Annotated in this window: 14 protein-coding genes; all 14 read right to left on the minus strand. The window is 37.1% G+C overall.

Going from position 1 to position 21,151, the window contains the following annotated elements:
• Positions 1-101: 101 nt before the first annotated feature.
• Positions 102-1,115: an ABC transporter ATP-binding protein gene (locus HUW50_RS07185; RefSeq protein ID WP_269748939.1), complete on the minus strand. Its 1,014-nt coding sequence runs from the start codon at positions 1,113-1,115 to the stop codon at positions 102-104.
• Positions 1,116-1,146: 31 nt separating this feature from the next.
• Positions 1,147-2,199, minus strand: coding sequence for an ABC transporter ATP-binding protein (locus tag HUW50_RS07190; RefSeq protein ID WP_260445667.1), 1,053 nt, complete (start codon positions 2,197-2,199; stop codon positions 1,147-1,149).
• Positions 2,200-2,214: 15 nt separating this feature from the next.
• Positions 2,215-3,363, minus strand: coding sequence for an ABC transporter permease (locus HUW50_RS07195; RefSeq protein WP_066329570.1), 1,149 nt, complete (start codon positions 3,361-3,363; stop codon positions 2,215-2,217).
• Positions 3,360-4,358, minus strand: coding sequence for an ABC transporter permease (locus HUW50_RS07200; protein WP_066329571.1), 999 nt, complete (start codon positions 4,356-4,358; stop codon positions 3,360-3,362). The genes HUW50_RS07195 and HUW50_RS07200 overlap by 4 nt, the downstream gene beginning before the upstream one ends.
• Positions 4,359-4,452: 94 nt before the next feature.
• Positions 4,453-6,402, minus strand: a complete 1,950-nt coding sequence (locus tag HUW50_RS07205; protein WP_083964521.1) for an ABC transporter substrate-binding protein — start codon at positions 6,400-6,402, stop codon at positions 4,453-4,455.
• Positions 6,403-7,065: 663 nt separating this feature from the next.
• Complete coding sequence (locus HUW50_RS27385) at positions 7,066-7,419, minus strand: hypothetical protein (protein WP_185653801.1); 354 nt, start codon at positions 7,417-7,419, stop codon at positions 7,066-7,068.
• A 697-nt stretch (positions 7,420-8,116) separates the two neighbouring features.
• Positions 8,117-8,539 (minus strand): transposase, encoded by a 423-nt coding sequence (locus HUW50_RS07215; RefSeq protein ID WP_332310325.1) that lies wholly within the window; start codon positions 8,537-8,539, stop codon positions 8,117-8,119.
• A gap of 571 nt (positions 8,540-9,110) precedes the next feature.
• On the minus strand, positions 9,111-10,553 hold the full coding sequence (locus tag HUW50_RS07220; RefSeq protein WP_066329586.1) for an alkaline phosphatase PhoX: 1,443 nt from the start codon (positions 10,551-10,553) through the stop codon (positions 9,111-9,113).
• A gap of 479 nt (positions 10,554-11,032) precedes the next feature.
• Positions 11,033-12,634 carry a glycoside hydrolase family 32 protein gene (locus HUW50_RS07225; protein WP_066329588.1) on the minus strand — a complete coding sequence of 534 codons (1,602 nt, stop codon included), beginning with the start codon at positions 12,632-12,634 and terminating at the stop codon, positions 11,033-11,035.
• A gap of 136 nt (positions 12,635-12,770) precedes the next feature.
• Complete coding sequence (locus HUW50_RS07230; RefSeq protein ID WP_066329597.1) at positions 12,771-14,231, minus strand: glycoside hydrolase family 68 protein; 1,461 nt, start codon at positions 14,229-14,231, stop codon at positions 12,771-12,773.
• Between the two features lie 484 nt (positions 14,232-14,715).
• Complete coding sequence (locus HUW50_RS07235; protein WP_066329599.1) at positions 14,716-15,999, minus strand: ABC transporter substrate-binding protein; 1,284 nt, start codon at positions 15,997-15,999, stop codon at positions 14,716-14,718.
• 51 nt (positions 16,000-16,050) lie between these two features.
• The gene (locus tag HUW50_RS07240) at positions 16,051-17,226 is read right to left on the minus strand and encodes a response regulator (RefSeq protein WP_066329603.1); all 1,176 of its coding nucleotides are present in this window, start codon (positions 17,224-17,226) and stop codon (positions 16,051-16,053) included.
• A 316-nt stretch (positions 17,227-17,542) separates the two neighbouring features.
• Positions 17,543-19,321 (minus strand): cache domain-containing sensor histidine kinase, encoded by a 1,779-nt coding sequence (locus HUW50_RS07245; RefSeq protein ID WP_066329606.1) that lies wholly within the window; start codon positions 19,319-19,321, stop codon positions 17,543-17,545.
• 830 nt (positions 19,322-20,151) lie between these two features.
• Positions 20,152-20,976, minus strand: a complete 825-nt coding sequence (locus HUW50_RS07250; RefSeq protein WP_066329609.1) for a polysaccharide lyase — start codon at positions 20,974-20,976, stop codon at positions 20,152-20,154.
• Positions 20,977-21,151 lie beyond the last annotated feature (175 nt).

A 21,151-nucleotide genomic window follows, 5' to 3' on the forward strand; every position in this document is an offset into this window, starting at 1 on the left:
TCCAATATATTTTCTTGAAAAGAAGTTCATAAACCAAATCGATGCGAACATAATCAGAAATACTGATATAGCAAAGATAAGCATAAACAAGAAAATATAATTCATATTCCGACTGCCCCTTTTAATTCCAACTCATTAGCAAGGTGACATGCAACGTGATGACCGCTACTTATTTCTTTAAATTCAGGTGCTTGCTGCTTGCAAATTTCTTGTGCATATGGGCATCGAGGATGGAAATAACATCCAGAAGGTGGATTAGCTGGATTGGCCACCTCACCTCTAAGAATAATCCTTTCTTTCTTAAGACGTGGATTTGGAATCGGTTTTGCAGACAACAGCGCTTCTGTATATGGATGTTTAGGATTTGCAAATAGTTCTTCTGTACTTGCCATTTCCACCATTTTCCCGACATACATGACACCAACCCTATCAGATATATGCTGAATGACTCCTAAATCATGTGAGATAAATAAATAACTTAAATTAAATTCGTTTTGTAAATCCTGGAATAAATTTATAATTTGAGCCTGAATCGAAACATCTAGCGCAGAAACAGCCTCATCACAAACTAGAAATTTTGGATTAGTAGCCAACGCCCGAGCTATTCCAATCCTCTGCCTTTGTCCACCACTAAATGCATGTGGATAACGTTCAAGATGTCGGCTGTTAAGTCCGACAACTTCCATTAAGTATTTAACTCTCTCCCTGAGCTCTTCACCTCTTGCAATTTTGTTACATATCAATGGCTCTCCGATAATATTTAACACAGTCATTCGTGGATTTAGTGATGAATAAGGATCTTGGAAGACCATTTGCATATTTCTGCGAATATCACGTAAGCCTTTATAATCTAAATCCATCACATCAACTAGTTCATCATGTCGATCCCTAAATCTTATGGAACCACCTGATGGTTCAATCGCACGTAATAAACTTTTTCCAAGCGTTGATTTGCCACAACCAGATTCGCCAACCAAGCCAAACGTCTCTCCTTCATTTACATATAATGAAACGTCATCGACAGCTTTAACATAAGCGACTGTTTTTTTTAAGAAGCCTCTTTTAATTGGATAGTATTTTTTCATTGATTGAACTTCTAAGATTTTCTTTGGAATGTTAATGACCTCTGTTTCTCTTCTATGATTTTTACTCGACAAGGACACATCTAACATAATGACCCTCCTTTACTTTTACGAATGGAATATCATCTACATTACATACGCCATCCTTTGCTTTTTTACAGCGAGAATAAAATCCGCATCCTTTCGGTAGATTGATAGGAGTAGGCACCGTTCCTTCAATTGATTCTAACCGTTGATTTATCATCGCTAACGAAGGGATTGACTGTAACAAGCCTTGTGTATATGGATGAAGGGCACCGAAAAATAGTGTATCAACATCGGTATATTCAACTACTTTTCCGAGATACATAACCGCGACATCATCAGCCATTTCTGCAATAACTCCAAGATCATGTGTAATAAAAATTACTGCCGACCCAGTGTTTTCTTTTAAATTATTAATTAAATCAAGCACCTGTGCTTGAACGGTAACGTCTAGTGCAGTTGTTGGCTCATCTGCAATTAGTATGGATGGATTACAACATAATGCCATTGCAATCATTGCTCTTTGCCTCATCCCTCCAGAGAGCTCATGTGGATATTGATCTATTCTTTGATCAGGATTTGACATTCCTACTTTTTCCAATGTATCAATTGCGATTTTTCGCGCTTCCTTTTCGTCTTTAGTATCGTGCAACAGGATTGCTTCAGTTAATTGATTTCCGATCGTGTGAATCGGAGAAAAGGCCTTCATTGGCTCTTGGAAAATCATCGATATTTCGCCACCGCGAATATCTCGAACTTCGCTTCCTTTTGAATGTAGTTTTCCAATATCGATAATTTCACCATTTTTTCTACGCCTGAATTTTATTTCACCCTCCACTTCTCCGGGAGTATCAACAATTTGTAAAATAGCTTTTGTTGTCACACTTTTTCCACTACCACTTTCCCCAACAATTCCGAGTGTTTTCCCTTTTTTTAATTGAAGATCAACACCATCAACTGCTTTTAAAATGCCTTCATCTAATTTAAAGTAGGTTTTCAGATTATTAACTTCTAAGATAATCTCTTCATTATCATTAATGCTAGTTTCATGTATACTTTTTGAAGTCTCGATTGTTTGTTGAATTTTGCTCAATCTTAAATACCTCCTTTATTTATAAGGATCCGCTGCGTCCCGTAGTCCGTCACCAAGAAAGTTAAATACAAGTACAGCCACGACAATAAAAGCAGCTGGCCACAAGAGCCATGGGTGATGCGCTAAGTTTTCTAGTTTTTGAGAGTCCCCTAAAAGAACTCCCCAGCTTACTACAGGAGCCTGTAGCCCTAGTCCAAGAAAGCTTAATGATGTTTCACCAAGAATGGTAGCTGGTATGGAGATCGTGACGCTAATAATGATGTAACTCGCAAACGACGGAATCAAATGTTTGGTAATTATACGAATATGACTTGCTCCACATAACCTAGCAGCCATTGTAAAGTCTTCTTCACGGAGTGATAAAATTTTCCCCCTTACAACACGTGCCAATCCTGTCCAACCAATTATGGAAAATATCATAATCATCCCAAAATAAATCTTGATTGGTGACCAATCTGCCGGAAGTGCTGCTGCTAGTGCCATCCATAATGGAATTGCAGGAATACATAATAAAAGATCAATGATACGTTGAATAACAGTATCTGTAATACCACCGAAATAACCCGAAATCCCTCCTAGAATAATTCCTAGAATAACCGTAAAGATAATCCCTAGAAACGCAAACGATAACGATACCCTAGATCCATGGAGAATTCTTGTAAATAAGTCCCTTCCTAATGAATCTGTTCCCATAAGAAAGAAAGGTGCATCAGCATCCTTTAGCCCAATAAAATGGGTATTCATCTTGATAAGTCCCCATAATTTGTAGGGTTCTCCCTCTACAAAGAAATGGATTGGATATTTTTTCGAAGTATCTTCTTGGAATGTTTTTCTAAACGTTTCCTGATTCATTTCCTCTTTCATATCGTAAACAAACGGCCGAAAACTAAAGCCCGTTTCAGGATCAATAAAATTGATTGTTTGAGGTGGAGCAAATTTATAATCCGAAAATCGCTCTAAGGGGACATGTGGACTTAAAAATTCTGCAAAAACTGAAATAATAAGAAGTAGTGTTAATATAGGCGCCGAAATAATTGCAAGCTTATGCTTTTTAAATTTCCACCACATTAATTTCCATTGAGAGGCTATCTCATATTCATTTTCTAGGTTTTTATTATCTGTTACCTGAACTGGTTGGTTATTCTTTCTTAGAATCAGTTTCATTCTTCTACCCCTCCAAATCTAATTCGGGGATCGACCCACGCAAGTAATATATCTGAGATTAACGTACCTATAACAGTCAATATACTAAGAATCAAGATGAAACTACCGGCAAGGTACATATCCTGAGTCATTAGTGCATCTAACAGCATTGGGCCTGTTGTCGGTAAATTAAGTACGATTGAAACAATCGCTTCACCGGAAATAATTGCAGGTAGTGTCCAACCAATTGTACTTATAAGAGGATTGATGGCCATCCGGACAGGGTATTTAAACAATAATGTCTGCTCCCTTACACCCTTTGCACGAGCCGTTATAACATATTGTTTTTGTAATTCATCAAGCAGCATCCCTCGCATAACACGAATCAGTCCAGCTGTCCCAGATGTACCTATAATTAATGTTGGGATCCAAATATGCTTCAATAAATCAATGACCTTTGCAAAACTCCATGGTGCTGTTGCATATTCAGGTGAGAATAATCCTGTAAGGGCTACGCCTGTGTTGACAAAAACAGTATAAATAGCAACCAGAGCAATTAAGAAATTTGGTAAAGCCAGACCAATAAAACCAATGAATGTGAATATATAATCCATAAAGGAATATTGACGAACTGCAGAATAGATTCCAATTGGAATCGCGATAATCCATGTAAAAATTAACGTACAAATAGAGATAACCACGGTGAGACCTAGCCGTTCCCCAATTACGTCTGAAACCGGCTCATTCCAAGTAAATGACCTTCCAAAGTCACCGTGCAATACTATATTCTTAAGCCAAATCATGTATTGAACATACATCGGTTGATCCAATCCATATTGTGCTTTTAGACTTTGGACCGTACCTTCTGATACATCTGTACCAGCCATTTCAAGCTGCTGAATATAAGTTGTTAAATAATCACCAGGAGGTAATTGGATTAATACAAACGATATGATACTAATCGCAAACAGTAATGGTATTAATTGGATGAGACGGTGACCAATGAATGTTAACATCTATGAACCTCCTTTTCCTTTAAAATGGATTTAAGGAAAAACTTAGGTAGGATTCAGGATCAGCTACCTAAGTTTCATTAAGATTTTTTCTGTTTTATTCTTTAAAGTACATTTGTTCCCCTGCGAAATTGATGCTAATTGCTGTCCCTTTATCCGTGATATTTCCAAGTTTGTTATTTACAATTAAAGGTTGTTTAACTTTCTCAACATGAACAAAATAATGCAGATTATTTTTCATTTCTTCTCTTATTTTTTCTTCGACCGCTTTAGCTTCCTCAGGAGTACTTACCTGTAACTCATCCATCAAGGTAAAGAACTTTTTAACATGTTCGGGCGGTTCCTCTCCTGTTTCACCTCCGGATTGCCACCAAGAATCCCAAAGTGGACCCCAAAATGTTTCTCCATAATCAGACATATAATAAAGAGGTGTATGTGTCCACATAATAGATGCTTTCAATTCATTGGCTGTATTACGCGTACCCCATAATGTTCCATCAATCGTTTTAACTGCTGCATGTATGCCTATCTCTTTCCACATTTCTACAAGGAGCTCAGCAAGTGGTACAATATCTGGGGCCGCTGCTTGTACTTCAAATGGAATTGAAAAACGTTTGCCATCTGGACCAATCCGATATCCATCTGTTCCCTTTTTCATCCCCATTTCATCTAAAAGCTGGTTGGCTTTATCAAGATCTAATTTACTATCTGTAATTTCTGATGGCTCAGCAAATCCAAAATAAAGTGAATCAATAATCTCTTCACGATCAATCGCAAAATTTAATGCTTGTCTAAAACGAATGTCCTGTACTACTTCGCGCCATACTGGATCATTATATGTTTGATTTAAAAACACATCCGATGGAGTAACATGCATATTTGCTAGTAATGCTTCGTAACCACCCTTTTCGGCATTTTCTCTATAAACTGGCATTTTAGTTAATGCCGTCGTTTCACGGGAGAAATCAACTTCTCCTGCAATTGTTTTTAAACCAACTACCTCTGTATCCTGTACAATTGTGCTCTTAATTGAATCAATATACGGTAACTGATTACCTTCTGGATCAACTTTAAAATAATATGGATTTCGTTCATATATCGCGTAAGTTTTATCCATTTCTTTCATAGTCCAAGGATACAAAGAAGGGAAACCAACTGCATTAGAATGACTCATCTCTCTTTCAGTAATATCCATGTAGTTAAAAAAGTTCACCCACGTTGATTCTGTATCTTCTCCTAATTTAGCTTCTTTAATTAGTTTTTCTAATTCAGCTGCATCAGCATATTTTTTATGAAACTGCTTTAGGTAATGAGCTGGTTTCAATAGATCATTATATCCTCGCCAGTTTCCAATGGCTAAAGCAATTGGAAAACCACCATACGGCTCATCAAAAGAAATCTTATATGTGTATTCATCAACAACCTCAAGCTTCAATGGGTTTCCTTGTGCATTACCACCTGAATGTAACCAAGAAGGCACAATTGGCATGATTTCTTCATTAAGTAATACATCCTCTACTGCAAACCTTACGTCTTCGGTTGTAACCGGCTCACCGTCAGACCATTTTAGTCCTTCCCTCATATAGAAAGTAAATTCCTTTTGATCTTCAGTAACTTCATAGTCCTTAAGAACGTTTCCAGTGACCTCTTCACCGAGAATACCTGGTGTATTTAATAGTGGCTCATTGCTCATGACAAACAAATCCGCATCCCACTTAGGATCCCGTGTTACAGTATTTAGCTCTCCACCGTATTTACCAATTTCGAACTGAAGAAATTTTGCTGGCATTTCGTTTGGTAATTTCGGTTCCAGTGGAAGCCTTTCTTTTACATCTGGCAGCCCCTTATCATTGAGCATTGGTGATTGTTTGAACTCCTTAATTTGAGATACATCGACTTCTGACATATCTTGTTTATTTTCATCACCATTTGAAACTAGTTCTTCTTCGTTATTCGTGTTAGCGCTTTCATTATTGGTACAACCTGCTATAATCATCGATAGCAATAATATAAATGCAAAGGCTAGCTTCGTCACATTCTTCATCATTCTCCCCCTTGTGAAAATCAAAATAATTATCAATATATTCATTGTTTTCAGATATTTAACCAACCACTTCCTCCACTTTTAGTTTTGTTAATGAAGTGCTGTTCATTAATTTTTAACTGGCATATCAATAAGCTCTCTTCTAGGATTTGCTTTCCATTCTTCCCATGTCAATTATCTACTGCTCTAGTCGTGTATCCAGCGTTCCGAAGCAATGATGGTAACCAATCACTTTCTTTTGGTAGATAAGTTGATGGAGAACCATGTGATACAACACCAGTTGTCAAACCTACTTTCCCTGTAAAAATACTAGTATGAGCAACTTCAGTTGGAATATCAGAATCGAAAGCGTTTTCAAAAAAAGAACATCTTGACTTGCTATATGATCCATATATGGACTAGTTGTTGGAAGTTTGTATCCGTAACATCCTAGTCGGTTAGCTCTCAGCGTGTCCAATGATATAAAGATTAATTTCAATATATCCCCCCTTTTTTTTCTAATTTTACTTTATAGAGAATTATATATCATGGCTAATTAGGACAAGTTATTGTCTTATTCGGCCATGAAATCATTCTCATTTCTTCTAACATTTTTTCTTTTTCGATAAATTTCTTCTTGATATTGATTAAGTAAAAGTCTTAATGCCTTTCTTTCTAGCATACTTTCTACACCATTCTTGAATAATTTATTGGTTTTTTAATTCCTATTGATTCTACAACGTATCCAATCCATCCAATTAGAAAAACTTCCAAACCTGATTTCCCACTTTTTGAATTGCCATAGTGTTCAAACTCAATTTCTTTAAGCGTTTTACCTCTAGTTTTAGGTGCCCATACTATGCCAATAATTGCAGCAATAACTAAAAAGGAAATCATGACCATACAAGCCATATTGAATCCAAGTTTTGTGAATATCATTGGCATAACAATAGACCATAACGCAATCCCTGCTCTAGAACATAATGCCTTGTGCCCGAGCAAGATATTTTGTTGGAAAAAGTTCACTTGCCCATAAGCCATAAAATGCTTGGGCACCAAAACCGGTAGCAGAACCCAAAAGTAAAACAAATAGCAATAATACTGGGATTGTCATTTTTGTATAAATTAATAAAACCCATGCCACGATTCCCAAAATGGCCGATACCGCATAAATACCTCTTCTGCTTTTTTTATCGCCTAATTTCATAAATACAAAATAGGTCGATAAAACTGTAAATATCCATAAAAGCGCTTGTAGTAATTGGCAATATTAGCCGGTAAACCCCCGACAGTCTCATAAATATATGGCATAAGAATCGTGCGAAGGGCTTTCGCCATTGTATTTATTGGTTAGGACTCATTTGAGAGCTAGAAACAGAAAGTCCTATAGAAGACCTTTCAAGTATGGCTTGTTATAACAAAGAGGATTTCATGATGCTAATACCCACCAGATGTTTTTATAACTACTTAACCTTTCGTTAAGGTTAATATTAAAATTAACCTTAATCTTTACATTTACATTCCCCTCTTTATATAAACGAAAGAGCGTATTTTGAAAAAAGATTGATCAAAACACGCTATTAATATACTCAATTGGATCAATTCTTTTATAAAAAAGTTTGATCATTTCTGTTATCCTTCTTCAATTAGTCGAGTAGAAGGGAGCCTTTCGATGGTTTACGATGTGAGGAAGATTGAGGTTTAGTTCCCTCCGTAGTTCGTTGACTGGACGGATTAACTATTTACTGTCAAAGACGGTTTTAGCTAAGCCTGCCTTTAGCGGGTTTTGGTGTATATATCTAAGGACAGTTAAAAAATATAAAATGTTTTCTACATTTTCGCTCTTAAATCGTTCTTGGAATAAAAGACCACACCGCTCATATTTATTATTGTACCAATAGACATAGCTAGAACTTATTCTCTTAATAGATTCAGAGATGGTTTCCCCCGATTCCTTCAATAATAAATGAATATGATTATCCATCAAACAGTAACTGTATAGCTGAAATTTACTTATTTCTTTATATTTTTTAAGTGTCACTAAAAACTTAATCTTGTCCTCATCATCCTCGAAGATCGTTTGTCTATTTATTCCTCTCAGCATAATGTGATAGATGCCACTACTGCTCTTTGTCCTTGCTACCCTGGGGATATAAATCACCTCAGTACTGCACTTAATTTTTCGTAGATAAGAGATACTTTTTTCTATGATTTTCAATTTTGGTGAATTTCAGTAAACATCAGAAGTCTTAGTGCGGTTATAGAATTTCAAAAGGAGTTTTTGAGGTTGTTACATATTTACACTTGTTAATCAAAACTAATGGCTTTTAAAAAAGAAAATGTGGGATTTTCAACATATGATTAAAATATGATAAGTGGATAAAACATAAACAGAGGATATTGAATTGGGTTACACTTTTTATATTCTACACAAGCAATAAATAACCTGAAAAGTAAATAAAACATTTACCTGTAAAAACATTAAATGGTCTCTTTCATTTCTTCCTAGCGCAATTTAGACAATATAATATTAATTGGTAAAAAGGTGATTTTAAAGATCCTAGGTTGTATTCCCATATCCTCACTTAAATGGTGTTCACCTATTTTAAACACCATTCAAGTGAGCGAGTTCGGTGTTTTCTTTCATAGATCACCTATCGTAAAATCTAATCCTCTAAAAACTTGGGACAAGGTACCTGTCCCTGAGTCCCGTGAGTCCCACTCCGAGTCCCTTAGATAATCGGCATTCCATGGCGCTCTAATGCAGCAGCTTCTAATCGGGACATTCCTTGCTCTTCAGCAAACGCAAGAAGCTTGTCAGATACAGCAGGTGCTAGTCCTGCTGGGGGTGCCGCAAGTCCCATTGCCCGTTGACGCGCAGTATTTCTGCGAGCGAAAGGTCCCCAGATTGCAAAGGTAATTCCAGGTGTTTGCATATTTACGAAGAACGTTTTTCCATCTGGAGAGAATGTAGGTCCTGCGAACTCCGAACCATTCATCATATTCTCTGCAAATGTGTAAATCTTCCCTTCTGGCGTTAAACCGATGATGCGGTCATTTCCGCCACCATCTTCTGCAATCCAAAGATCTCCCCATGGAGCCATGGTGATATTGTCAGGCATTTCTAACTCATTTTGTGATGTTGACTCATAGAAAAGCTCAAGTATATTTGTAGCAGGGAAATAACGATACACACGACCAAGATCTTCAGAACCAGCACTTGTGTCATCAAACCAGAATGTTCCCGCAGAAAAAATAGCTCCCTCTAAGCGGCTAAATTGAATACAACCTAAATCCTTCGCATCCTGCTGGGCACGCTCAGGTTTTACCTTTTTCCACACGATTCCGAACTTTTGTCCGCTGTTTAATTGACTAGAAGAAGAGGTTGAAATTTCATCAATCGCTGCAGCTTCAAGAATTCCGCCTTTTTGGAGCGAACCAAGTGTTTGGCTGCGATCATGCGGTGTAAAACGATACAGGAAGCTTGGGCTGGCATCTTCTGTTAAATACCAAATTCCAGTTGAAGGATCAACAGCACATGCTTCATGAGAAAAATACCCCATATCACGAATAGGCGTTTTCGACATTTCATTCTCTGGTTCAAGAGGATTTACTTCAAACACAAAGCCGTGGCCTAAATCACGTGTTTCTTCACACGTTAACCAAGTGCCCCAAGTGGAAGCTCCGCCAGCACAGTTACGGATCGTTCCTGAATTGGTGACATATTCATCAATCACTTGGCGGTCAGGTGTTACAACAAGAGCTGTCGTACCGCCAGCTGCTCCCTTGCTCCAAGGATTTTTTCCGTTTACTGGATATTGAGAGTTCGTTCCATTTTCATGGTTACGTACAAGGATCGTCGTATTTTTCTCACCCTTATATGCCGCCATTCCATCAAGCATCGCAGGTACTAAGTCACCGTTAGGCATTGGATCTCCTGTTTTAGAAATAATCTTGTATTGAAAGCCTCTTGGAAGATCAAGAATACCATTTGGATCCTTCACTAGAGGACCATAACCACCAAATCCACCACTTGTATTCCTAGACCCTGCCATAGCTTCCGATGCACCGTTTAATGATAATAACCCAGTTGTTCCAAGTGTTAATGCGACCGTACTCATTCCACCGACTTTCAAAAAATCACGTCTGTTTAACCCTTTACTGTTACCATTCACAACCTATTCCTCCCTACTCATTTTAGTGTTGAAGTCTTTTCTATGGAATTGCTCTACTAAAACGTTACCAAATGGTTTTGAAATCTATGTGAATTAAATGTAATTTCGTAGTTTACGATGAAAAATGAGCCAAATGGATAGTTATTTGGGATAATTCGGAAATATTTTTAGGTGATTTATCGATCATTTGTAATACAATCGATCATTTGAGTGTGAAAAGCAGGATGAAGAAACTAGGTTTTTAGTTTGGTATGAATGAGATGAACACTTGAGATATTAATTTAATGTTAAGAAAAGTAGGGTAAAGATTTACAAATTAAGGACTCTATAACAAGAATTGCTTCTTCCGGGGTTAATTTAATAGATTTCTATATTTTAGTATATTCTAAATCTAGGTGGTAACAGGTACTCGGAACAAATTCGACAGATTTCGGGTGGTGACAGGCACCCTAAACTTGTCCCTCAGTCCCCACCCGAAACTATTTTAAATGTTTAATCTCAATATTCTCAAATATCGCTGTTCCACCCTCAGAGTAGAGGCTAATGCCTTGATCTTCTGCTTTTGGGAAGATCAAATTAGAATGAGTGATTTTTCCGTCATCAATAAATACTTCAATGCTGGATCTATCAACGAGAATTTTCAAATGTACTTGTTGTTTGCTGCTATCAAATGGTGCTTTACTTTCTACATATTGATTACTCTCGTCAGGGTGACCGGTCCTTGAGCGATTAACATATGAGTATTGGTGAAGTGGGTCATTAAAGATACCAACATCAATATGGCTTTCTTTGTCAGCTGATTCGCGTAAACGAAATCCGACGTTTTTGAGTTCTGACCAAGAGATATCTGCCTCTAATTGATATATTTCACCTTTTATATCAATAGTTTTAGTGCCATTTACTTCAATTTGTTCGTGAGAACCGGTAGAGTTTGTTAATTGGTTCATCGCTTTAATTGGTTGTGAGACTAAATAGTATTGATTGTTTTCCTCATGCTTTAGTTCAATTTGACGAACAATTGAATCCATGCCGTTAAAGTCCTCTTCCATTGTTGGGGTGTTATGAACATAATTCCAATTATTCATCCATGCCAAAGCATAACGTTTCAAATTGTTATCAGGTTCCTTGCCACCTTCAAATGTGACTCCACCATACCAATCAAAGCCATAATCCAACCATTGTGGTTCGTTATGATCGGGGTAGAATTCCTTGCCATCAAAAAATCCAGTCCAATAAGCATACGTATTTGGCTTACCGCTTGTTTTTCCATTTGCACTAACACCTAATACCCATTTTAATTGTCCATTATTAGCGCGCATCATATAAAGATCTGGGCACTCTACAATTCCAATTCCCTCTGTAAAAAAGCCACTCGTATAATGCCAATCCTTCAAATTGTTAGACTCATAAAAGCCAATTTTGCTGCCTTCTGCCATGACCATGACCCAATTATCATTTCGTTTGTCCCAGATAATTTTTGGATCTCGAAAATCATGTGTACCCGGATTTTTCATAATCGGATCCTCGCTATATGAGGTAAAGGTTTTTCCTTTGTCTGTACTGTACCAAAGATATTGTTCCTGTTTGCCGCCATCTGCAGAAGGTTGTGTCACAATGGCAATGAGAGCATTTTTTCCAAATCCGGCTGTGTTTTCCTTGTCAATGACAACTGAGCCTGACCAGGGGTCCCCATTTTTATTTGTGTATTTAGGGATTGCTACACCTTCATCTTTCCAGTGAACTAAATCTTTAGAAGTTGCATGGCGCCATTCTGTGCCATTACCATTAGGATAATCTCGATTATAGAGGTAATAGTAATGATATTTCCCATCAAAATAGATTGGTTTCTGCGGATCGTTTTTCCATTTATCTGGTACAGTAAAATGGTATTGAGCCCGATATGACTGTTCTTTATTTTCCGGTGTTGAATCCTCTTCCTTTGAAGGAGTTTCTTCCTTTTTGGTTGATGATTTATTTGTCTGATTATTAACCCAAAACCCGATTGCAATGATGATAGATAATCCAATTAGTATAAAACTCAACGGTTTCACCCATTTTTTGTTACGTATTTCTTTGTTCATTTATCTCACCACTTTATCGTTTTCCTTCTAAGAAAAGGTAAACTTCTTATATATAAAAAAGAAAATGCCACCTAAATCATTGGCATTTTCTTTTTGTTTTAACTTTACCTGATAAATTTATTGATTAATTCTACTATTATTTTACTGTTACCTGTCCTTGTTCAAGGATACTATTTTTCACAACAGATGTTTTGTCGCCTTTAATGTTAAGCTGGAAGCTTGGCGCAAATGTTGATTTGTGATCTTCGAAGTACCCTCTATTTGTCATGTAGCTTGTTACGACTGTATTGTCACTGCCTTCTTGTGGAATTGCAAAATGAGCATAGTTCCAAGTAACATCGTATGGATCAAGATCATGGTGTAAAACAAGTCCAGTTTTATTTAAAGGCTTGTATGTTCCAGTTAATGAGTTAGATACATATCCTAATAGATAGATATCTTCATTATCAATGCCATCAATCGTCATTTTTGATCCACGTGAGCTTGTGAATAAGTACCATTTTCCATCCTTTTTAAAGATGTTAGGACGTTCGATTTCATCTGTTACCGTGTTTGATGTAACCAATGGTTTCATGACTCTTTTTAACGTATAATCATCATTAATTTCAATAATTCCTAAAGCACCGTTTGAAATTTGCGCTAAATCCTTTTTAGAGCTTTGTAACAATTTGCTTTTCTCGTTTTGGAAGAAAGATTCACTAGTGCCATAGTAAGCCTTATTAAATAATGATTCTTCCCCTTGGTATCCAGTTTCAGTTCCTGTATTAGCTTCGAATACTAGATATTTATGACCATTTTCTTCAATATAATGAGGGTCTCTTAATGTATGATTATCAGAATAATCGCCATTTCCAAAAGCTTGTTCAACTGTTTGATAGATTTTCTTGTCACCATCAAAGATTGACTTGTGATCTTCAATTCCATCTACTTTCAATGTGTTTGAACCTTGTTCAGATACATTGACTTGAGCTGTTGTTAATGTTTGTTTTCCGAAGAAGTTATTTGCTGGATCCCAGCCTTGACGGTTTGTATAGAACAAACGAACCTTTCCGTCTTCAGTAAAAGTAGCTGAACCTGACCATTCTTCCGCTTGGTCTCTTAAGACTTGATCATCTGATTTGAATTTATCAGAATCTTTAAACACTCTACCTGCATTTTTCCAGCTATCAATTCCTGTGTCACCAATTTTTTTATAGAACATGTAAATAAAAGTGTCCCATCCTCTATCAGGGTCTCCAGCTAAACCGAAAACAATTTGGTAGCCATTATAATTTGCAACTGTTCCATCTGCATTTTGTAGCGGCCATGTGTCCCACACATCTAAATTAATTAATTTACCTAACTCATCATATCCTTTTGCAGAAGTGATGTTTTTGATTTTAGATTCGTCGAATTGAGGTACTGTATATCTTGGATCATTTTGTTGTTCAATCATCTTGTACATGTCTGAACGTGTCATATGGGAAATTCCATATGATTCATTGTGATCTCGGGAGTCTTTTTCTTTCGCATAAGTCAGCGATTCTCCCGCACCTAATAATATTGCTGTACTAAGTGTTACGACTGTTGCTTGTTTGGCAAATCTTTTAAAGTTCATCGGTCGTCCTCCTAGAATTTTTAGTTTTTACAAGGGTGGTTCTTTACCAGAAAACTGCTCAAGTGCCACCGTGTCTTGTCTACAAATAGAATTATAGGATAGTTACGATTCTGTGAATATGTCATAGATTGATACGAATTTAGTCGTAAATTGATATATATAGGGGGATTTTAACGAAAGGTTGACTCGCCAAACTCTGATGCTATTTGTGGTTGATTGTAGCGAGAGGATGCTCGCTTTCCGCGGGGAGGGCGGGGAGCATCTGGAATGGAAACGCCCGCAGGAGTCTCGCAACCCGCTCCAATCAACTGGAAATAGTTTTGTTTACATACAAAAAAACCCCCGACAAAGGGGTTAGACAATATCATTTGATTAAGCTGAAATGGATCATCAGGTTCATACAGTTCTTAAGCCTGAATTTCTGTCTCACATTACATAAACATTTGGCTATCCGCTGCTTTGCTAGAAATAATTGTTGGCATGGTTACTGACTAGCAGCACTATTCCAAGATTTCTGAAATTCTTGCAGTAACTGATCGCGATCAAGCTGTTTTCCGACATATAACTGGATGGAAGATCCAAATTCTTCTTTTACTCCGACAGGAAAATGAAACCAGTTAGAACTCATGGTTTTTCCTTCTTTGTAATATGCTAATGTATCATTAGCAAGGGGACCTGAATGGTTAGACTCTATATTTTTAAAAGCAGGGATAAATTTAAATTTTTCAGTCAAAAATGTTTGTCCTTGTTGGGAAGAAACCATCCAGTTTAAGAATTTTTTTGCTTCCTTTTTCTTTTCGGGTGTTGATTGTTTGTTTACTACCCAATAATTTGAGACACTAACGACCAAGGCATCATTTTTACGTTCATCATTAATAGGTATTGGAAGAAATCCGATATTCATATCAGGTGATATTTGATCAATCATTGGCTGGACCCAATTTCCTTGAAGCATCATTGCTGAAGCTCCTGTTGCAAACAAATTCATTTCCATATTGTAGTCCGTTGTTAGCGGATTATCATTTCCATATTCTATCGTTAAATCCAACAAATCAATGATATCCTTGAATTGCTGATTATTGGTGATTTTTTCTGTACCGGAATTGAGGTTTTTTATAAACGTGTTTGGATCTTCTTGTTGAGCAAACGCGATATTTGAAAGAAGTACCCCCAATATCCATTCCTCGTAATAACCATTAGCAAAAGGAGTGATGCCTGCCTTTTGTAATTGTTTCGAAGCCTCTCTTAATTCTGTTAATGTTTTTGGTATCGTACTGATTCCTGCCTGTTTAAATAAATCCTTATTGTAAATAAAACCGTAACCTTCCAAATTAATTGGCATACCATAAACCTCTTCATTAAATGTGACTGGGGATAATGTATCCTTATATGCATTCTTCACCCATGGTTGATCTGAAAGGTCTTCTAAATATTTCCGCCATAATTTCGCATTTTCGTAACCAGTGTTTGTAAAAATATCAGGACCTGTACCTGCAGCAATCTGTGCTTTTAGATCACTAAGATCATCAGTTGCACCACCAACAGTTTCTATCTGAATATCTATATGTGGATTTTCCCGTTCATAAGCTTGTACCATTTGTTCGAACTGTTTTGAAATTTCCACTTTAGGATTTCGTACATTTAAGGTGATTTTTCGTTCGGTAATTTCTCTCTCTTTTGTTGTCGACTCCGGATTATTTTTCTGACATGCTGCAAAAGAAAGGCTCAGAGTGCCAATTAATAACATGTATAGTATCTCTTTTCTCATTAACTCACCCCAAGTATGTTTCACAGGATAACTGAAATAATTTCAATCTATCTATTTTGTCAATGCAAGTTTTTTATCTACGTTTCGATATTCAAATGGTGTGATCCCAACGACCTTTTTGAATAGCTTTGAAAAGTATTTTTCATCTTGATAGCCAAGCATTAATGAAATAGATAAAATACTCTCATCTGTTTCACTTAGCCATGATTTTGCCTGATCAATTCTAAGATTCATCATGTATTTGGATAGGGGCATTCCAGTTTGTTGTTTAAATTTTCTTGAGATATGTTCACGACTTAAGAAGAACCGGTTTGCCAGTTTTTCTAAGCTTAGTTCTTCCATATAATGCGTTTCTACAAAGTCCACAATGTTTTGCATGCGCTGCGCATCATCCAAGTCATTCAAACGGTGTATCGATCGGTATTTTTGATCATCCATCGTTTTTTGTAAGTCTTGGTACAACCTAGGTATTTCATTTAATAAACGTAACGTTTTCCCGCTAACCAGTCGAACTGGAATGTCAAATTGATGACTAATCCATTCTTCAATCGCTAACCAATGCTTTGGTGTAGAAATAACAAGACAAAGATTTTGATCATGCTGAAGTGCAAATGCGTTTCCCCAGTCTTGATTAGAAAGCTCATCAGCTAATAATTGAATGTATGGTTCTGAATGATGCATATGATAAAAGGAAATGAGTGTAACATCGTATTCATCTGCAAGGGGAAGAAATGAAGCAACTTCTGATTCTTCGAATGGTTCCCCTAAACAAGCTTGTGTAACAACCTGATTCATTCGAAACCTTTTAACCTCTTCGAGTACGCCTGTATCTTTGTTTTGACGCTCTTCCTTTTCACTCTGCCACGATTCAATGGCTGCTGACAATGTATGATTGAATGGATCTGCTTCAATCGGTTTTAATAAATAGTCGAAACTGTTGAACTGAATGGCTTTTCGCATAAATGAGTAGTCGTCAAAGCCTGTAATGAAAATAACTTTTCCTGAATAATCGATTGAATTTAACCACTCCATTATTTCGATTCCGCTTATTCCGGGCATTTTTATGTCAGTGAAGATAATTTCCGGATTTTGACTTTCTATTATTTTTTTTGCTTCCTCACCATTAGCTGCTTCTAAAACATCAGTGATCCCGTGTTGTTTCCACTGTCCTAAATGTCGAATAACATAACGAACATTGAACTCATCATCTATAATTAGAGCCTTCATACAGTTCTTAGCCTCCTTATCAAAATTTTTTGCTATTTTCGCAAACTTTGTTGCTATATAACAAGTATTTGGAATGGTTGATTTCCGCTCCAGGATGCTCGCTTTCCGTGGGGCGGGCGGTGAGCCTCCTCGGCGCATAGCGCCTGTGGGGTCTCACCTGTCCCGCTGCGCCCACAGGAGTCTCGCACCTTCCGCTCCAATCAACCTAAATAGTTTTTGCTCAAGGAACCTAATTAATAGCAACAATCCCTTAGAAAAGAGCCAAATTTTTTAATGGAACAATAATCAAATTGTATAGATTTGTTATTAAAGCGTGCTAATCGTTTGATACATTAGAGTCTAGAGGAATGACAAGTTGAACTAAAAAGCCTTGTCCTTGTTTCGTATCTAGCTTTAGACCAGCATTTTGTCCATAGTTTAACACCAATCGGTCATGGATGTTTTTAAGACCGATATGTTCGTGTGAATAGGTTCCTGTATAAGGAGTGGTGTAAATATTTTCTCTTAATGATTGCAGCTTTGAGAGTGTGACACTTGAGCCATCGTTTTCTACTGTAAGAGTTAACGTTTCTCCTTTTATTTCTCCGTATATGCTTAAGTTTGTATCTTGGAATCCTTCTTCATAACAATGTTTAAAAAAGTTTTCAACAAGCGGCTGAATAACCATGCTTGGGATTTTCATTCTTTGAATATCTTCGTTTAGTTTAATAGAAACGTTTAGATTGTTTCCAAAACGCTCCTTTTGTAGGGAGAGGTATGCTTGGATATAATTCACTTCATCGCGTACCAAGACCCATTGATCAGCACGGATAGAGTAGCGCATCATTTTGGATAAGGATGTTACTAATTGGTAGACATTTGGAGACTGAGAACGTAGAGCAACAGCTCCAATTGATTGTAATGCGTTAAATAAGAAATGCGGATTCACTTGAGACTTTAGTGCTCTAAATTGGTTTTTTCTATTCTCAATGTCTAGTTTATATTCACGTTCAATATGGTGGTTAATGCGGTCCATCATATCTTTCATATGTTTTTCAAGATGACCAATTTCGTCCTCTCCTTTATGCTCAAAAGGGACATTCATATTTCCACCTTCAATAGACAGCACTTTTTTGCTAAGAATCTTAATTGGACGAGTGATTCTATATGAAACAAAACCTATCATTAGCAAACCCATCATCCCTACTCCAATACCAACGATTATGTTTATAAATGCAGTCTGTCTTGCATCATGAAATAAGAACTGACTAGGAGTTATCTTAATTAGTTTCCATTGATTTAGTGGTCCAGATAAAGTTTTCGATAATAAAATATCCTCTCCCGAATCAATATCCTTATCATTGATACGCTCTAGTAAGCTAAGTGGAACGACCTTACCGATAAGAGTAGTGTCGCTTGCATACATAACACGATCATTTGAATCAACCAGTAATACAGATTCTTCATTTTCCTGAATGAGAGTATTACATAAACGAGCATATCCATTTAAATCGATATCTATTGTAATAATTCCGAGAAATTCATTTGAAAGCACATCAACGACTTTATGGTGAAACGTCATAACGACTGTGTTGTCCGACTGAGGAACAATCGCAGCATTATTATAATTTACAAGTTGATGAGGAGGCTCAATCAGATAGTCTACGTTTGATTGATAAAGTTTTTTAATTGATTCTTGGTTTAATAAGTCAGGTTTCAATTTAGGAGCACTGACCTTAGCGTTATAAGCGGTAAAGGATTCTTTGTTTCTATCAAGATAGAAACGAACCTGGCGGATTTCATTTCGCATAAGATAAAAAGTCTCTATGCTTTTTTCTCTCGAGTTTGGGTTAGAGTACCCTGAATCTTCACTATCATTTCTGAAGACCTGAAATAAGTCAGGATTCCGATACAGAATATAAGGAAGATCGATCATATCTTGAAAATATTGCTCCAGTTCCACTGACAATTTATTCATTTGATTGTTACTAACCTCAAGTGCTTGCTGTTCCACTCTATCTTTTGTATATCCATATATGAAAAAAACAGATAAAAAATACGGTATGATGATGAAAATAAGAAGCATAAGGAATAAGCGACTCTGGATGCTCTTCAATTCTAAAATGCTCCTTTCATTCGGGAAAAACAAAAGCTCAGGGCGCCTTGAACAGCCTCGGGCAATAAGACGCTTAAGAATAGAAGGTGTTTTTTGCCTTCAATTCTTAAGTGGCTTATGACCTCGAGGGGCTAGGCGCTGGAGCTGGATGTCAAAGTGTTATCCACAGTACAAGAATCTTATAGTTTCCTAAGCAAAAACAAATTAAAACTATTTATGAATGATAGAAGTAGGATACTATCAAAATACTAAAGTCCTTCATTACTCTTATTAACATCTAATTCTATTTCAGTCATTTCGTCAATATAGGGAAAATTGTCAAAAAAACAGACAGGAAGGGCAGTTCCCCCTATCCTTATCGTGTTGGTAACGGTTACTTTAGAAGGGTAAAAACCAAACTTAATGAGGAAATTGAAACTTAGGTACTAGTGAGCGATACATTATTACAAAAACTAGTTAGAAAGGATTAGTAAGTGTAATAATTTTAACTTAGTTTACATAATAAGTGGAATTGTTTATGGGAGGAGATCTGTGGCTATTTTCGACAAACTTCGGGTGGTGACAGGCACCCGGAACTGGCACCCCGAACTAAAAGGAGAAGTCAACTAGACCTTCTCCTTTTTACAACCTCTACCGTCAGGGTGGTGGTTGTAAACATTATTTTTACTTGAGAACCACCCTTTTGCTTGCAACGGCGCTGGGTGCCTTCTTGTTTTCTATAACGCTTTTCCAAAAGAAATAGGCACTCATTTCACGTACAATCCCCTTAAAGAACTTCTCGTAAAGGTTCAAGAAATAAAATGTTTCCATGGTGTTTGGTATGCTTTGATTTAATATGGATGGATCTTGATCCAATCTAAGTGTATGTTCTGATCCTGAGATGGACCATAACGGATTGGATCACTACCTCCGTGGAAGGCGGTCAGATGAAGCGTATCAACTTTAGTTCCGTCCGTTACGTATTTAATATTCGTCTTGGTGAATTTCGGTGTACTCATGTCATTGACATAAATCTTTAGAACACCATCATTGTTACTGCCGCTATTGATCTTGACTAAGATTTTGATTGTATACCAGGTATTGCTCGAGAGAACAACGTCTTTTAACGGTTGATTATTCATATCTACCCCGAAACCGTCTCCCCATGATTCTGTCATTCCCGCATGATATACATAGGGAATCAAATGACCTTCAGGTTTGAACATCAGCCTGACGCTAAATCCGTCTCCGATAGTCGCATCGCCGCCCCCCGTATAGTTTTTACCGCCTCCAAGACCGGGAAGCTTTCCCCCTTCTGTCCAATCATAACTACCGCTAGTCGGGGTGAATTTCACTCGATATTCCACTGTGTACGCGTCCCTCTCCTCCAATCTAGATAATATTTGCCCGCCGCTTCCGGATGTTCCTACACCGCCTTGGGGCATGTGAAAAACAAGATGTCCCACACTATTGATCGTGATTCGATCGGTTTCGGTTTTCGTAATGGTGTTTCCAAAATCCTCTATTGCTTGTTGATCTGAATATACACCTGGCTCACTTGAGAAATACACATCACGGTCTGCATAATATGTCGCGAAAGCGATTACAGACAACATTAAGAAAAAGATACACCCTAATCCAAAAGCTACAACGCCGCGCTTATTAATCCACCTCATCCATTTCCCTCCTGTATGTTTGAAATCTTATAAAATGCGCATCCTACCGCAGTGTGAACTCCCTTATTAACATAAACTACCTCGGTATCATCGGCTCCTTTAAGAACGATACTGACATTAGAGAAATCAGAATTGCCTGGATCGGTCCACGAAAGGGTCAGCTACTGATTTGACA

This window comes from Metabacillus sp. KUDC1714 (assembly GCF_014217835.1).
Classification (GTDB): Bacteria; Bacillota; Bacilli; order Bacillales; family Bacillaceae; genus Metabacillus; species Metabacillus rhizosphaerae.

Coding starts and splice junctions, on each gene's coding strand:
- HUW50_RS07195 (WP_066329570.1), bottom strand. CDS start 3,363: ATGAAACTGATTCTAAGAAAGAATAACCAACCAGTTCAGGTAACAGAT.
- HUW50_RS07200 (WP_066329571.1), bottom strand. CDS start 4,358: ATGTTAACATTCATTGGTCACCGTCTCATCCAATTAATACCATTACTG.
- HUW50_RS07205 (WP_083964521.1), bottom strand. CDS start 6,402: ATGATGAAGAATGTGACGAAGCTAGCCTTTGCATTTATATTATTGCTA.
- HUW50_RS27385 (WP_185653801.1), bottom strand. CDS start 7,419: ATGGCTTATGGGCAAGTGAACTTTTTCCAACAAAATATCTTGCTCGGG.
- HUW50_RS07225 (WP_066329588.1), bottom strand. CDS start 12,634: ATGAACAAAGAAATACGTAACAAAAAATGGGTGAAACCGTTGAGTTTT.
- HUW50_RS07230 (WP_066329597.1), bottom strand. CDS start 14,231: ATGAACTTTAAAAGATTTGCCAAACAAGCAACAGTCGTAACACTTAGT.
- HUW50_RS07235 (WP_066329599.1), bottom strand. CDS start 15,999: ATGAGAAAAGAGATACTATACATGTTATTAATTGGCACTCTGAGCCTT.
- HUW50_RS07240 (WP_066329603.1), bottom strand. CDS start 17,226: ATGAAGGCTCTAATTATAGATGATGAGTTCAATGTTCGTTATGTTATT.
- HUW50_RS07250 (WP_066329609.1), bottom strand. CDS start 20,976: ATGAGGTGGATTAATAAGCGCGGCGTTGTAGCTTTTGGATTAGGGTGT.